The organism is Micromonospora profundi, from assembly GCF_011927785.1.
GTDB lineage: Bacteria > Actinomycetota > Actinomycetes > Mycobacteriales > Micromonosporaceae > Micromonospora > Micromonospora profundi.
Genome location: NZ_JAATJK010000001.1, coordinates 4,889,318 through 4,904,005, shown reverse-complemented (window position 1 = coordinate 4,904,005; position 14,688 = coordinate 4,889,318). Strand labels below are relative to the sequence as shown.

Sequence of the window (14,688 nt, the reverse complement as noted above, 5' to 3'; positions counted from 1 at the left end):
CCGTGCGCCGGCTCCGGTCCGCTCTGACCGGCAGAGGCAAGCCCGGGAGGTCCCCGGAACGCGCACGACGGAGTGGAACCATTACCGATGGCAATGGTTCCACTCCGTTGTCAATGCTCGTACCCCGGTGGCGTTGACCCCGAGTCACGGCGTTCTGCCACCGCGTGTCACACGATGGAGATCGACCGGATCTGGGTGTTGCCCTTGGTGTCGACGTACACCTTGTAGTCGCCGACGGTGTAGGTGCCAGCAGCGTTGTTGTTGATGGTGAACGTGCCCGTCACAGCAGACTCGCTGCCGTCGATACGGGTCTGCTTCACCGTGATGGTCAACTCGTTCGTGTTGCCCTTCAACTTCTTCACCACAGCCGACGGCTTCGCGTCGGTGACCGCGTTGGCCACAGTCACGTAGACCGCGTCGGGTGACGAGAACTCCGCGTTCTTCTGCCCGTCACCGAACTGGAAGAAGCCCCGCTGTTCGATGGCCCCGCGACCCGGGAACGGATCCGGGTTCGACGCCAGGTACGTCGGGTTGACCTTGTACAGGTCCGTCTTGGAGTCCGCGAGCTTTGCCTGCACACCGGTGTACGGCGCGTCGGTGATCGCGAGGTTCACCGACAGGTAGATGGCGTTGGGGTTGGTGGCCGAGATGCGCGACGAGAAGTACTTGTCGGCACTCTGCCCCGCGGGAACGGCCAGCGGCACAACCTGGCCGCCGACGAGAATGTTGAACCGGAAGTCGCCGTAGCCGCCGGCGATGAACTTCGCCCACGCCGCGTCCGACATGTGGCCGGGGCGCTCCACCTTGAACTCGAGCCGCATCGGTGCCACGTACGTGCTGCTCTGGAACTCGGGGTCGGTCAGGGGCAGGTAGACCCCTCCCGGTTCGTGGCCCAGCGCGAAGGCCGCCGCCGTCGGGGCCGAGTTGCCGCGCCCGTTCCACATCGGGATGTTGAACGAGGTGGCGCCGAGCAGGGCCTGGTTGCCCAACTTGTTCGCGCCGACAGCGCCCGACGCATCCTTGTAGGTTCCGATCGTCACGTCGAGCAGGTCGAGGTCCGCCCGGTCGGCGTTCAGCCCTGGCATGTCCGCCCACATGAACTTGGCGCCAGCGGGCCCGGTGTACCGGGCCATCTCCACCATGCCGTCGGCCATGATCTTGGTCATCTGCACTGCCGAGTCGACCTTCATCCGCTCGTTGGCGGTGTGCCACCAGCGCTCGTTGCCTGGGATGACGGCGCCGAAGGCTGTCATCTTGTTGCGGAAGTTGCTGGCCAGGGTGCCACCGGTCGTGCCCTGCGGGTACACCACGTCCCTGAGGGCATAGGGATCCGGGAACTGCTGCGGGCTGCGGTTGATCGAGGCCTGGTAGCTCCCGAACTGAAGGGCCGTCAGCGGGTTGTCGTGAGTGACGTACAACCCGGCGCCGATGGGCGAGCCGAGGTTGCCGATGGTGAACCCCTTCGCCTGGAATGCGGCAGTTGCTGCTGCCGTTGCCTGGCTGGAGTCAGCCGCGGTGACGTGCATGCTGCGCACGTACATCGGCATGCTGAGGTTGCCGGTGGCCTCCGTGTAGAAGCTCGTGGGGGTTTCCGAGTTGATGTTTGCCATGAGGGCGAGGGTCAGGTTCGGCGTGCCGTTGTTCGGGTTGCGCAACAGGTTCGCCGGGATGCCCATGTACTTGCCGATATAGGCTTCGCCCTCGACACCGTCGCGGAAGAACAGATCGGTGATGCCGTCGGCGGCCTTCTTCAACTCCAGGTCGGCGGCCGTGCCTCCCACAGCGCCGAGTCCCTGCGAGATGAGGGACATCCCCCACACGACGGCGTTCTTGCCGTACTGCGGGGTCGGCATCTCCATCGCCACGTCGGTGTTGATCTCCAGGGTGAGCGAGTCACCGGTGATCGTGGTCTGCACCTTGGGCGTGGTGCCGGGAGCAGCCGGGAGCCAACCCTTCGTGGTCGCGGCAGCGGTGATCGCCGACACGAACCGGTCGCGCTCGGCGGAACTGGCGCCCGCCACGTCGAGCGTGAAGATGGCCCGCGAGGCGATCTGCGTGGTGCTGCCGTACGCGATGTCCTTGAGCGTCGGGTCGCCTTCGCGCAGCGTGACGCCGGCCGTGGCAGCCGTCAGCCGGAAGGCCTTGGTGCTGTCCGCCGCCAGGCTCATCGACACCGCCGGGGTCACCGAGCCGGAGTTGCCGACGATGACCGGGAACCGCGAGTCGGAGGTGTACGCAGCAATAGGCATCTCCTCCCGGTTGAGGTTCTTGTAGGCCCAGTTGTCGTAGAAGCTCGGGTTCGAGTTGTACGGGATGGACTGGAAGGCAGCGGTGTTCGCCGCCGTGGGCGTACCGGGACCGCCGTCTTCGTAGATTCCCATGACGATGCGGATGCGACGGTCGAGGGGCAAGCCCGCCTCGAGCAGCGCCTTGGCGGCGAGCAGCGTCGCCAGCGTCGGGCCGCTGTCGTCCTGGATGCCAGCCCCGTAGACCCAGCCGTCCTTGATGTAGGGCGAGTGGTACGCGCCAGGAGTGCCGAGGTTGCCGTCGGCGTCCCGCCACCGCGCCAGCTGGGCAGCTGAAACGGAAGACGTCGGCGAGTCCAGGTGGCTCAACGCCATGATCATTTCTGGGGCGTCCGGGTCACCGATCTCGGCGTAGACGTACTTGTCGGCTTGGCGCTGCACGACCACCGGGAAACCCAGGTCGGTGGCCAGCTTGACCACCCAGGCGAGCTTGGCGACCTTGCGGTCGTACTCGTTCTGGTTGGCTGAGGTGTTGCTGACCGGGAAGGGATACGTCGTCGCGGCCGTGCCGCCTCGGGAGATGGAGTCGTAGCTCGACCCGTCCAGCATCGCTCCGACCAGAGTGAGCGGGTTATAGGTGCCGTCGCCCGCCCGCGCGCTGTTGACGCGCCCAGCCAACGCCTCGACCTCCGCGTGGATGGCGTCGCGCTCGGCGTCGGTCACCGACAGGTCGTAGGTGACGCTCGGCTGGAAGCGCTCCTCGCCGGAGATTGTCGCGGAAGCGTTGGCCGGTGGGGCAATGGTCGCCACGAGGGTCGTGGCGACCAGGACGGAGAAAATCGATTTCCGTCTGTCTTTCATGCAAGCTCCAGTACAGGGGGGATGACGCAGTGGTGACAGCACACACCAGCCGGGCCCCCAGCGGCCGTAACCTGGGATTTCTTGAGGATTACCTGAGAATGGGCTGGACGCTCGGCCGCACTTCAGGTGCGGTACTAGGCGGCGATCGTCCGGGCGGTGGCGTACACGTCGGCGGGGAGGGCGTGGCGCAGCCGCCACAGGATCCGCATGGGCCGGTCTCCGGTGTGCGACTCGTACGTCATGGCGCCGGCGTACAGGTACGGCGGCGCGCCCAGGTCGCCCTCGGCGATCGGGGTTTCCCGCACGAAGAGGTGCACTGTCGAGCCGCCTGAGGTGTAGCGCTGCCCGGTCGCGGAGGCCGACGAGGTGGTGCTCTGCGACTCCCACTGGAACAGCGTGTCGGTGATGGCCCGGTCGGCGTACATGGTGGTGGGGGAGTAGCGCGCCTCCGACTTGACGAGGGTGACGAAGAACAGGTCGGCTCCCGCGTCGGGCAGCCACTTCACGCCTTCGCGCAGTGAGCCCGGGTTGGGCATCCCGAAGGCGGCACATGCCTCGTTGCGGCTGTACCGGGCATGCACCCGCAGTGGCACTTCGCCGGGGCCGGCAGTCGGTGTGACCCGGTGGATCCGGTCCCGCAGCACGTCGGCGACCTGCCGCAGCTCAGCGCAACGCGCCGGTTCCTTCCACAGCCGCGCCAGCCGCTCGTCCCGTGTCGCCGGAGGCGCGGTCGCCCCCCAGAGGCTGAAGTGCAGCATGTCCAGTAGGCGGCTGTTTCCCGCGTACACCTGCTGACCTGGCGCGGGCGGTCCGGCCGCGACGCGGGTCAGCAGCTCAAGTCGGTCGGGGTCGTCGGTGTGCAGCATGCGGCCGATGGCGCGGCCCAGGTCCCGGTCGTCCGGGCCGGGCGCGGAGGTCTCGATGCCGGCGAGTCGGCGTAGTCCGGTCCAGCCGCCAAGTCTGGCGGAGCGGTACACGTCCTCGATCTCCAGGCCGGTCTCCCGCAGGAACGTCGCCAGGTTGACGTCGCCGAGTTGCCGCAGTTCGGCCACCAGGCCGGCCTTCGATGTGGGCAGCGCATTCTTCAGGTTGTCGAGCACCAACTTCTTGGCGACCCGGTCCAACTCAATGTGGCAGCCGCTCGGCAGGCTCGGGAAATCGTCCCGGACCGCCTCTCTGATGGCCCGCCGGCTCACCCGGGTCAGGGCTCGCCACCGCAGGTCGAAGCGGAAGTTGGCGTGCTGCCCGCCGATGAAGTCGAGCACCGTGAGACAGGGCTTGTCATCGTCGAGGCGCAGCCCGCGGCCGAGCTGTTGCAGGAAGATCGTGGCGCTCTCGGTGGGCCGCAGCATCAGGATCGTGTCGACCATCGGCAGGTCGACACCCTCGTTGAACAGGTCCACTGTGAAGAGCACCCGCAGCTTGCCGGCCTTGAAGTCCCGCAACAGCCTGGCCCGGTCGGTGCCCGCCCGCGAGGTCACCGCCGCCGCCTCGACACCGTGCTTCGTGAACCAGTCGGCCATGAACTCGGCGTGCCCGATGCTCACGCAGAACCCAAGTGCCCGCATGCGCCTGACGTCCACCTTGTCGCGGACCGCGCGCAGTACCAACATTGCCCGAGCATCATTGCCGGTGTAGATGGTGTTGAGCTGTGTCGGGTCATAGCCCTGCCCGCGCTTCCAGGTGACGTGCGACAGGTCCACGTCGTCGTGCAACCCGAAATACTGGAAGGGCGCAAGCAACTGCCGCTCCAACGCGTCCCACAGATGCAGCTCAACGGCAGCGCGGCCGTCGAACCACCGGCGCACGTCGCCGCCGTCGGCCCGGTCGGGGGTCGCCGTCAGTCCCAGGAGTACGCGGGGACGCAGCCGCTCCAACAGCCGGGCGTACGTCGGCGCCTCCGCGTGGTGGAACTCGTCCACGATCACCATGTCGTACGCCTCGGGGTCGACCTCGCGGCGATGCAGCGACTGGATGGAGGCGAAGACGTGCTTCCAGCCGTTCGGCTTCTCGCCCGCGACGAGCGTCTCGCCGAAACTGCCGTCCCCCATCACCTGCCGGAACGTCGACAGGCTCTGCCGCAGGATCTGCTCCTGGTGGGCGACGAAGAGCAGTGAGTCTGCTCGTCCCGCCCTGTGTAGCCGGCGGTAGTCGAGGGCGGCGACGACGGTCTTGCCGGTGCCGGTCGCCATCACCACGAGGTTGCGCCAGCGCCCGTGCACCAGCCGCTCGGCGTCCAGGTCGGCAAGAATCTCCGCCTGGTACGGGTACGGGCGCACATCCAGGTTCGAAATCTGGATGGGTGCGTCGTCGCGGCGCTCCCCGCTCAACGCGTGCCGCAGCCGCTCGGCGTCCCTGGTCGCGTCGTACGCCTCGAACGCCGGATCGTTCCAGTAGTCCTCGAACGTCGCCGTGAACGTGTCGATGACGTGCGGCTGCTCCATGTTCGAGATGCGGACGTTCCACTCCACGCCGTCCACAAGTGCGGTCTTCGACAGGTTGGACGAGCCGACGTAAGCAGTGGTGGTGCCGTTGGACCGGCGGAACAGCCACGCCTTGGCGTGCAGCCGGGTGGTCCTGGTTTCGTAGGAGACCTTGATCTCCGCGCCCAACTCGGCGAGGCGGTCCAACGCTCGCTGGTCGGTCGCGCCGAGATAGGTCGTGGTGATCACGCGGACTCGCCCGCCTCTGGCGATCAGCTCGCGGATGGCCGGTTCGACGATGCGCAGGCCGTACCACTTGATGAACGCGCAGAGCAGGTCGACGCTCTCGGCCGACGCCATCTCATGGTTGACCTCGTGACCGATGCGCGGCTGGTGACGGCCGTTGACCAGCAGCGCGCCGGTGGAGAGGGGAGTGGTCGGGCGCTGTGGGAAGGCTGGTAGCGCGGGAGGGGCTGGCGGGGCGGCGATGGCGTGCAGCAGATGCTTGGCGTCGGTTACCTGGTCCTGGTCCGTCGCTGCCTTTGGGCTCAGGGTGGCGATGGCGTCGGCGATGCGGTTCGCCATCTCGACCTGGTGGTGGAGCTTGTCGTCGCCGTTGGGGAGGGATTGCAGGGCGCGGGCGGCCAGGGCGGCGATGTGGCGGGCGAGGGTGTGGTGGGCGTCGGCGGGGTCGAGCTTGTGGTGCTGGATCAGGGCGGGGTCGACGTGTTGGAGGCGGGCGGCCAACTCACGGGTGATCAGGTGCTCGTAGACGCCCCGCTCAAGATCCGTCATCCACGCAACCTAGCGGGCCGAATGTCGATGCACTGCCCGTGCAACGCCGATTCGGTGAGCGAAATCTTCCAGTCCAACGATTCGCACGCGAGCGCGAGCGCAGCCTTACGGGATGCGAACCAAGACGTCAAATGTCAGTGCATCCTCCCAGCCCGGCCGCAGCTCGGTGACCTTACTCCAGCCCCAGGAGCGGTAGGCGGTTTGGGCATCGACGTTGTCGGGGCGAACCAGAAGTGTGGCTCGCGCTTCAGACCGACTCGCCAAGAGGTCATTGTGAAGCGCTGCCGCGATGCCCTGACGTCGCCAATCCGGGTGCACCAACAGCTCGCTGAGCGCGAATGTGCGCTTCCCATCCTCATCGGTGAACCCGTGCGGCGCAGGCTCGTGGATCCCATCCCACCAGCGGGTCTGCGGAGATAGCGGAAAGCCATAGATGTAGCCGACCAAGGACCCGTCGGCCATTGCGGTGACTAGCTCCCACTCAACTCGCTGCATGTGTAGGTCTAGGTGACGCCGGTAGCGGTCTTCGCTGTAGAACTCGCCATCGTCCCGGTAGACCTCCAGGTAGAGGTTCACAAGCTGATCGAGAATCATCTTGGCCTCGTCAGCGCTGTGATGGCGAAGGTGCAAGCCTTCGATCACATACTCACCGCCTCGTTAACGTCGCTCTGCCGGTACACCGCCTCCGAGAGACGCACCGTGCCCTCGTTCCGCCGATGGCGAGGTAGGGACGGCAAGATCGGCAAACGGCCTCCAGCGGGCAGTCGGATCATCTCGTTGTACGGAATGGAGGCGGTTTGAGAACTCGGCGGCAACGCTCGGCGACGTAGCGAGAAGCGGTATGGCGGCTGCGATCATCTTTAGCTCGCGAGCATCCCGTAGGACTGCCCATGACGGGTCGGAAGTGACGTCAGAGCCGTAGGCTGCCGTCAACGCCCGATGCCTTCCAGCCTCTCCGAATCTCGCGTCGCCCACCGCAACCGCTGCTAGGTCGACCTGCCAGGGACCCACGCACGTGGCGTCAAAGTCGCACATGAGCATCCGGTCCGACGACTCTCGGAGCAGGTTGCCGACGTGGGCGTCGCCGTGGACGAGCGTCCGCGTTCCGTGCTCGTTCAAAACTGCGACTTCCGGCTCCAAGCGGTCACACCAGTCAACGAGGAAGTCCCGGTCGGGAGTGCTGAGACCATCGGCGTCGGCCAGCCGTCGCCGCGCGTCGCCAATCGGATCCCAAGCGGGCAGAGGAAAAGGGGGCACGCCGAGGGCATGAAATTCGCGGAGCACCGTGCCGAGATCATCGACCGTCGGAGCAGGTGGATGCGACGGGACGTACCTCCACACCGAAGCGTGCAGGCCTTCGAAGTGGATTGGCTGCTCGACCTCTCGCACCAGGCGGATCGTCGGAGCGTCGATCTCGGCGAACCAACGCCCAAGCTGAACGACCTTCGCCACCCGGTCAAGGAGCTGATGAGTGCGCGCGATCCGGATGACGATTCCATGGCGAGGTAGGGCGAAGACGGCGTTGTTGGTCAACTGAAGCAACCGGGCACCATCAGGGGAGACGTTTAAGACGGAGGCCATCTCGCGCATGGCAGCCGTCATCTTCCCCTCAGAGAACCGCCCGCTCATACTGCTGCCGCAGCCCGAGCCGTTAACACGCGATCGAACTCGGCCACCTCGGGCAGCGCCCGATGCCGAGCGAGATCGCGACGCAGATTGACGACTCGATCGACCACCCGTTTGGAGCTCATCGCCTGCGACTTCTTCACCACCCTGGCACCGACCGCGAGCGCCTGCTCGGGCTCGTCGGCGAGGAACAACGCGCTGCACAGGCCAACCTCGTTCAGCACTGTGCTTCGCACGTTCGCCGGACCGAATGCGGCGATGGCATCCTCAACCCACCGCACCGCTTCGGATGCCTGTCCGCTATCTCGCCGCGCCCTGTCTCGGTAGACACGGCCGTACTGAGCGAACAGCTCGCCCTGGTCGTAGAAGCTCATCCAATTCGGCTCACGCTCGTTCTGGATGCGCTCGAACGCGTCGCTTGCCTTGCCGAGGGTGGTTACTGCGCGCTGGTGATCCCCGAGCGCGGCAATCGAGGCGGCTTCCGCGCCAAAGAGCAGGGCCTCGACTGCCGGGGTTGCGTGCGGCCCGAGCTGCGCATGAGCGAGTTGCAGCGTTACGAGTGCGTCCCGGTTGTGCCGTAGGTGTTGAAGCTGTTTGGCCTGTGAGTACCGAATCATCGCGGCCAGCGGCACGTCCCCGGCCGTCAGCGCGGCCCGCTCGCCGGCCACGAAGTGCCGCTGCGCGTCAGCATGCCGGCCTGCGTCGAGAGCGGTCCACCCCGCCAGATGCCGAGCTGCCGCCACCGCCGCGACGAGGCGCGGGGTAAGCCCGGCTGGGTGCGACCAGTCGAGCATCCGGTATACCGACTCGGCGAACCGGGCCACCTCCCGGTACAACAGGCCGCCGCCGCATTCGTAATCGACGGAACGGTAAAGCTCCAGGACCGCGTTCAGTCGAGCGACATCGGCAGCGCCGACGCGTCGGGGTTGAACGATCTCGGTGCTTCCCAGCAGCCCAGCGCCTGCGGCCACAGCGGCGATGCCGGCCAGCAGCGTCCGCCTACCTTCATCGGGTCCGCCACTTCGAGGCGCGACTGAGGTGCTACTGGCGGCTTGACCGTGCTCATTCGCTCGGTGAGTTCGACCAGGGAGCGCGAACCAAAGGTGCGCCTCGGGGATGTGGAGCACCTGAGCCCAGTGCGCCAGTCGGTCCAGGTGCACCAGCGGCGGCCCGTTCTCCACTCGACTCAACTGCGCCTGCGTGATCCCCAGCCAGCCCGCCACCACGGTCTGCGGCAAGGCGACCCGCCCGTGGTACGGATGGCAGCGGTAAGCCCTGACCATCCGCCCGAGATGCCGTTCTGCCAGCGCCCGCCGGACCGGCTCATGGTCCCAGAAGCTCGCCGGCACCACCGGCGGTGCGCTCAGCCGGTCGCGTTCGGCGGCCTGGCACGGCGTGCACCGTCCGCTGTCGTTGTCCCGGGCCAGCCGTCCGCCGCACCGGGGGCAGTCCGCAGGTGTCACCGGCGGCTCCATCCGTCTCGCCTCATCAAGCCTGTCCATTGAACACGGTGTGTAGAGGTTCGGTATACGCGCGACGCATATCCGAGGCTCGCCGGATCGCGCCGGCAGATGGTCGTCTGCTCAGGGCTGACGTATTGAGCGCAGCGCCTCGATGACCACGGTCCACCGAGCCGGCCCGTGTGCCAGGTCCAGCACCTTCCCGTCAGCGACGTGCACGCCAGCGCCGCGCAGCACTGCCAGATGGCCGGCGTACGCCGGGTGCGCGGCCAACTCCGCCTTGACGTGCGGGACGGCGAGGATCGGTAGACCCGCCCCCAGCGATTCGTTGAGGATGCCGAGCGCCAACGTGTCGTTGATGCCCAGCGCCCACTTCGCGATCGTGTTGAACGTGACCGGTGCGGCCAGCACCGCGTCGGCCGGCGGGTGTGGCTCGGGGTCGCCGGGCATCCGCCACTCCACGCGTACGAGATAGCCGGTCTTGTCTTTCAAGGCCTCTCGGTCGAGCCACGGCGCGGCGGTGGGGCTGACGATCAGGCACACCCGCCATCCGTCGGCGATCAGCAGATCGACCAGCTCGTGGATGTGTTCCGCCGGACCCGCGGCGCAGACGACCAGATACAGCACCGGGCGTTCCGTCATGCCTGCAGTCTGCCCAACCGAGATGGCGCGTAGTCGAGCGCATACCGAGCGCGCATGCTCTCGACGATCACGGGGTCATACCGGCGTACCTGGTCAACCACGAAAGTCGACGCATGGCCCGGGGCGGGTGCTGGCTCCGAAGCTGCGCCGACCCGAACGGCGCAGCTCCGCTCCCGCCCGCCCCGGTGCCGCTTCATCCGTCAACGTCTCGGAGCCGGCATGCCCACAGTGATCGACGACTTCCCGGTCCTCACGCCCGTCACCGACGAGGACCTGTGCATCGCCCTGCGGGCGGTCACCGTCCACGTTCCCGAGAGCTGGCCGCACGGCGAGTTGTGCCGCAGCGAACGCGTCCCGTTCCCCTGCCGGCTCGCCCGCTGGGGGTGGGCGACCCTGGAAGCCGCCGGCTTCAGCGAGGCGCAGCGTCAGCTCGGCCAGGAGCCGACCGCATGACACCAGGAGAGGCGGTCGGCCGGTGGCTGCGGCTCGTCGTGGCGGACGCGGAGCTGTCGCCGTACCTCATCGGGGTTGACCTGGGCCGGCTCGGCGCGCACCTCACTGCGGGCCTGGCGAACGCGCTCGATGGCAGGCCGGCGGCGGTGGACGGCTGGCAGGGCCTGGGGTTGTCGGAGGCGCAGCATCGGAGGGTCGTCGACTACCTGATGGGGGTGCTGTGGGCGGCCGAGTTGCCGGACGACCAGGTCGCCCGGGTGCGGCGGGCGTTCGAGGTGCCCGCGTGAACCTCGCTGACGCGTGGGCGTCGGTCGACGACCGGGCCGCCGGTGACTTCTGGCGCACCATGGAGGATCGGAGTCCCGGGCTGGTTCCCGAACGGGTGGCACCGCTTCTCTTCCACGCGCTGGGTCAGCTCATGCTCGGTAGCGACGACCGGGCGGGCCGGGCGGCGCTGCTGGTGGTGCTCGGCCGCGCGTACCGGTGCTATGACCTGCTCCCACACGCCCTCACCATCGGTGACGCGCTGCTCGCGACGGTGGCCCGGCATGGCCACCCACTATGGACACCGCCACTCGCCTTCGCCGGGGAGCGCGCGGTGGACCGCGCCACGCACGCCGTGCGTCGCGCCGCCGCCCGCGTCGGAGTCGGCCCGGCCTGGTGGCCAGCCCAGGTGATCGGCCACGAACGGCCATCGCCCGGCGTCGCCATTCTGACGGTACGTCCCTGGCGGCGCCTGCCCCACCAGCCCGGCCAGGCCGTCCCGGTCTGCACACCACGCATGCCCGGACGTTGGCGCTGGCTCTCCCCGGCCAACGCCCCACGCGCCGACGGCACCGTCGAAATGCACGTCCGCGCCGTACCCGCCGGCACCGTCTCCCACCACCTCGTTCATGAGGTACGCCCCGGCGAGTTGCTCTGGCTCGGCCCACCCGCCAACACCGGCCTGTGCCTGGATTCGGCGCGTACCCGGGATCTGTTGCTCATCGCCGGTGGCACCGGCCTGGCGCCGCTGCGCGCCCTGGTCGAACACATCGCCGCCGCCCCCGACGGCCGGCAGGTGACGCTCGTCGTCGGCGCCCGCACCTTCACCGACCTGTACGACGCCATCACCCTCGACAAGCTGCAACGCGCCCACGGCTGGCTGACCGTCGTACCGGCGTTCTCGCACGACCCCTGCGCGGAGCCGGCTGAGCAGGGTGACGCCCTCACCGTCGCCCTCCAGCACCACGCTGCCTCGCAGACGGTGTACGCCTGCGGTCCGCCGCTGATGCTCGCCGGTGCGCGGCTACGACTACTCGCCGCCGGAGTGCCGGCCGCCCGCATCCGCCTCCCCGTGACGCTATGACGGTCTACCGCAGTCGGAGGCCGCTGACCGGGCCGCTCACCCCGAGCTGCGTCCGTGACGTGACGCTTCCCCTTACCCGGTACGGGCGGCGGGGCTACCGGCCCGACGACGTGCACGCGCTCCTGGACCGGCTCGCCTATGAGCTGGGAGAGCTGTCGCGTCAACTGCACCAGGTGCACGCCGAGAACGAGCGGATCAAGAACGCCCTACGCGCCTGGCAGACCACCAGCGCCGCACCCCGGGTAGATAGATGCGAGGTGGACTGATCCTCGGAATCGGTGCGCGAGCCGCCTTGCGGACGGAGGGACGATGTATCGGGGAGCGCCTGCCGGTAGCGTGCGGGCATGCCCGACACGATCTTCGACCCACTCGCTGACTTCACACCTGCCCGGCCGTACACGTCGGAGAGTGTTGCTGACGCTCCCCGCGCCCCCGGTGCGCACGTTGTTCTGGAGGGCGGCGTTGTCATCTATGTCGGCCACACCAGCAACCTGCGTCAGCGCCTCCGGCAGCACCTCAGCGGCAACCGGGCTTCATCCGTTCTGCACGAGCAGGTGGGTCAGCTCCTCGACCGTCCCGACAGTGGCGCCTCAGCGGCCGACATCGCCAGCTGGCTCGGGCGCTGCGACGTTCGCTGGCAGGAGACCGACAACCCTGAGGGCGTGAAGGAGGCATTGGTCCTGGCGTTGCGCCCACGCTTCAACCGAAGCGTGCCGAAGGGCCGCCCCTGACACCAATTCGCTGGGACTGAGTCGGTCGAATCCTCCAGTCGTGCCGGAGCGACGACGGGTGCCTCAGGTGTTCGTGTCGCCGAATTCGCGTACGCCGTCGACGTCCAGCGTGATCCGTCCGTTCTCGGTCCACTGGCTGGTGGCGGCGAGCCAACTCGGGTCGTCGCGCTCGTCGATGTCACTCCAACTGTGCCGGTGATGACGTAGCTGGATCGGCCCGGTCGATTCGCCAGGAGCGAGTGCCCCGCCGGTGAAGGTGAGCTCGACCCAGCCGGGGACCGGCGTTCCCGGGATCGGGTAGCCGGGCGGCGTCGGCGTGCCGCTTGGCGGCGGCCCTGGTGGGATGAAGAACTGCACCGTCTGCCGGACCCGGTCGCAGCCCAACGCAGCCCAATCGCAGTTTGTCACCAGCGAGGTGTTTCCGCCCTCGAAGCGCAGGTGGTAGCGCACCCGCACCGTGGACAGATCGAGCGACCCGGTGCCGGTGTTGGTGACCTGAAGGCTGTACTGGATCTGGTTGTTCTTCGGCGACCAGTCGAGGTTGAGGTAGCTGACCGTCGCGCGGCCGCTGGCCGTGCGCACGGTGATGGCGGGCGAGCTGTCGGAGTAGCCGCCGAGCGCGCGGGCGGCAACCGCGATCCGGTACGTCGTACCGGGTGCGAGGTCGGTCAGCGTGATCGTGGTGTCGAGCGTGGTGCCGAGCCAGCGGTACGTGTTGGGGCCCAGGGGCGCCTGCACCTCGTAGTTGATCGGCTGCTCGGCGGCCGGATCCCCGATCCACTTGGAGGGTGTCCAACTGAGGGTGAGCTGGTGTGGTCCGTTGGCCACCACCGTCGGGGCGCCGGGGGTGCTGATGGCCGGGCCGTCGGCACGGGCGGCGTTGACGGCGAGCAGGCTCGCCAGCGCGGCGACGGTGACGGCGGCGGTGACGCGGCGAGCGGACATGGTGCGAACGCTAGGGCGGATTCCCCGCAAATAATAGGTGAGTGTCAATATGTGGGCCTGGGGCTCGCGCCTCGGTCAGGCGACTGCCCACGGTGGCCACCCGTCGGGACGGACAGCCGCCTCGAAACCCGTGATACCTGTGAGTCATCTTGATGACTCACAGGTATCACGCTCGTCAGGACAAAGCCGCCCGGCAACGCCCCAGACCGTTCCATCCGTGCTGGTCCGGCCTCACGGATTCCAGTAGACGAGGACGCTGGCCTGGTCGAAGCGTCGGTCCTTCAGGTCGGCACGCTGGATCACCCAGTGGATGCTCGCGCCGCCTTGCCTGCCGCCGTGGAACTCGGCAAGCAGAACCCAGTCGCCATGGTCGGGGGGCCCGCCACCGAGCATCGACCCGCCGGACCGGCCGGAGGGGTTGGCGCCCAACCATGCGGGGTTGAAACCGTTGCAGTCAGTGCCGTAGCCGCCCAACAGCAGCGGCGTCGTCCAGCCTCCAAAGGAGAACGCGCCATCCGGCACGTCACGCAGGACGTCCTTCCATACGTCGGTCATCTCTTCGAACGGGGGATCTCCCGGTAGCGGCGGAGACCACGGAGGGCCCGGGATCGTCTTGACGTAGGGCAGAGATATGTCGACCGTGAGGTGCAGTTCGCCAGGCGGGATCTCCGTGTAGACCTCGGCGAACTCTTCTTCGTCGGGCGGGAAGTCGGGTGGATATTGCTCTCGCTCCTCGACGGCCACGCCTGCAGGCACGTACCTGACCTCGCCCCAGCCGTTTTCTTCGGGCCAGCCGAACAGCAGCAGTTGGCCGTCGGACGGTAGTGGAAGGTCCGTCACGTCTGCCGGAAGGGCAGCGCAGTCGATGGTGGCGATCAAGGGGAACTCGGGGTCCTCGGCGTCGGCCGGAAGCATCACGGGCCCACGGATGGCGCCCACGACCGGGCCGTCACCTCCCTGTGTCAGAAGGGCAGACGGGCGGGCGAGTTCCAGCCAGCGTTCCACATCGGCAGCGGGAATGCCGCGGCGCAGCGCCTCGGCGCGGACTTGATCGAGGATCTTCACGTTTCGGGGAAGCACGGGAGCACCGTAGATCAACCGTGCGACGACACCGCGATTTGCCGTCGGCGGACGGCATGCGGAAGCGACCGACCATAG

Annotated in this window: 13 protein-coding genes; 5 read left to right on the top strand and 8 right to left on the bottom strand. The window is 67.9% G+C overall.

Annotated features, from left to right (window positions below; genetic code table 11):
* Positions 1-167: 167 nt before the first annotated feature.
* The 6 genes from F4558_RS21490 to F4558_RS21465 all read right to left on the bottom strand — a co-directional run bounded on the left by F4558_RS21490 (position 168) and on the right by F4558_RS21465 (position 10,053).
* Positions 168-3,107 (bottom strand): M20/M25/M40 family metallo-hydrolase, encoded by a 2,940-nt coding sequence (locus tag F4558_RS21490; RefSeq protein WP_167945766.1) that lies wholly within the window; start codon positions 3,105-3,107, stop codon positions 168-170.
* A 134-nt stretch (positions 3,108-3,241) separates the two neighbouring features.
* Entirely contained in the window at positions 3,242-6,325 is a 3,084-nt protein-coding gene (locus F4558_RS21485; protein ID WP_167945764.1) for a DUF3427 domain-containing protein, read from the bottom strand.
* A 105-nt stretch (positions 6,326-6,430) separates the two neighbouring features.
* Complete coding sequence (locus tag F4558_RS21480) at positions 6,431-6,967, bottom strand: GNAT family N-acetyltransferase (protein ID WP_167945762.1); 537 nt, start codon at positions 6,965-6,967, stop codon at positions 6,431-6,433.
* A gap of 15 nt (positions 6,968-6,982) precedes the next feature.
* Complete coding sequence (locus F4558_RS21475) at positions 6,983-7,954, bottom strand: aminoglycoside phosphotransferase family protein (RefSeq protein WP_245241349.1); 972 nt, start codon at positions 7,952-7,954, stop codon at positions 6,983-6,985.
* On the bottom strand, positions 7,951-9,414 hold the full coding sequence (locus F4558_RS21470; protein WP_167945760.1) for a helix-turn-helix domain-containing protein: 1,464 nt from the start codon (positions 9,412-9,414) through the stop codon (positions 7,951-7,953). Before F4558_RS21470 ends, F4558_RS21475 begins: the two co-directional genes overlap by 4 nt.
* Positions 9,415-9,534: 120 nt before the next feature.
* Positions 9,535-10,053, bottom strand: a complete 519-nt coding sequence (locus tag F4558_RS21465) for a flavoprotein (RefSeq protein WP_167945758.1) — start codon at positions 10,051-10,053, stop codon at positions 9,535-9,537.
* Between the two features lie 219 nt (positions 10,054-10,272).
* Here F4558_RS21465 and F4558_RS21460 point away from each other — a divergent pair, with 219 nt between their 5' ends.
* The 5 genes from F4558_RS21460 (at position 10,273) to F4558_RS21440 (ending at position 12,585) form a co-directional block, all read left to right on the top strand.
* Positions 10,273-10,506: a hypothetical protein gene (locus tag F4558_RS21460; RefSeq protein WP_167945756.1), complete on the top strand. Its 234-nt coding sequence runs from the start codon at positions 10,273-10,275 to the stop codon at positions 10,504-10,506.
* Positions 10,503-10,793 (top strand): globin family protein, encoded by a 291-nt coding sequence (locus F4558_RS21455; protein WP_167945754.1) that lies wholly within the window; start codon positions 10,503-10,505, stop codon positions 10,791-10,793. Before F4558_RS21460 ends, F4558_RS21455 begins: the two co-directional genes overlap by 4 nt.
* Positions 10,790-11,854 carry an FAD-binding oxidoreductase gene (locus F4558_RS32235; RefSeq protein ID WP_167945752.1) on the top strand — a complete coding sequence of 355 codons (1,065 nt, stop codon included), beginning with the start codon at positions 10,790-10,792 and terminating at the stop codon, positions 11,852-11,854. Before F4558_RS21455 ends, F4558_RS32235 begins: the two co-directional genes overlap by 4 nt.
* Complete coding sequence (locus tag F4558_RS21445) at positions 11,851-12,120, top strand: DivIVA domain-containing protein (protein ID WP_167945750.1); 270 nt, start codon at positions 11,851-11,853, stop codon at positions 12,118-12,120. The genes F4558_RS32235 and F4558_RS21445 overlap by 4 nt, the downstream gene beginning before the upstream one ends.
* Positions 12,121-12,198: 78 nt before the next feature.
* Positions 12,199-12,585, top strand: a complete 387-nt coding sequence (locus tag F4558_RS21440; protein WP_167945748.1) for a GIY-YIG nuclease family protein — start codon at positions 12,199-12,201, stop codon at positions 12,583-12,585.
* Between the two features lie 63 nt (positions 12,586-12,648).
* On the opposite strand, the gene F4558_RS21435 is transcribed toward F4558_RS21440, so the two are convergent.
* Positions 12,649-13,530 carry a cellulose binding domain-containing protein gene (locus F4558_RS21435; protein WP_167945746.1) on the bottom strand — a complete coding sequence of 294 codons (882 nt, stop codon included), beginning with the start codon at positions 13,528-13,530 and terminating at the stop codon, positions 12,649-12,651.
* A gap of 231 nt (positions 13,531-13,761) precedes the next feature.
* Positions 13,762-14,595 carry a YwqG family protein gene (locus F4558_RS21430; RefSeq protein WP_167945744.1) on the bottom strand — a complete coding sequence of 278 codons (834 nt, stop codon included), beginning with the start codon at positions 14,593-14,595 and terminating at the stop codon, positions 13,762-13,764.
* Positions 14,596-14,688 lie beyond the last annotated feature (93 nt).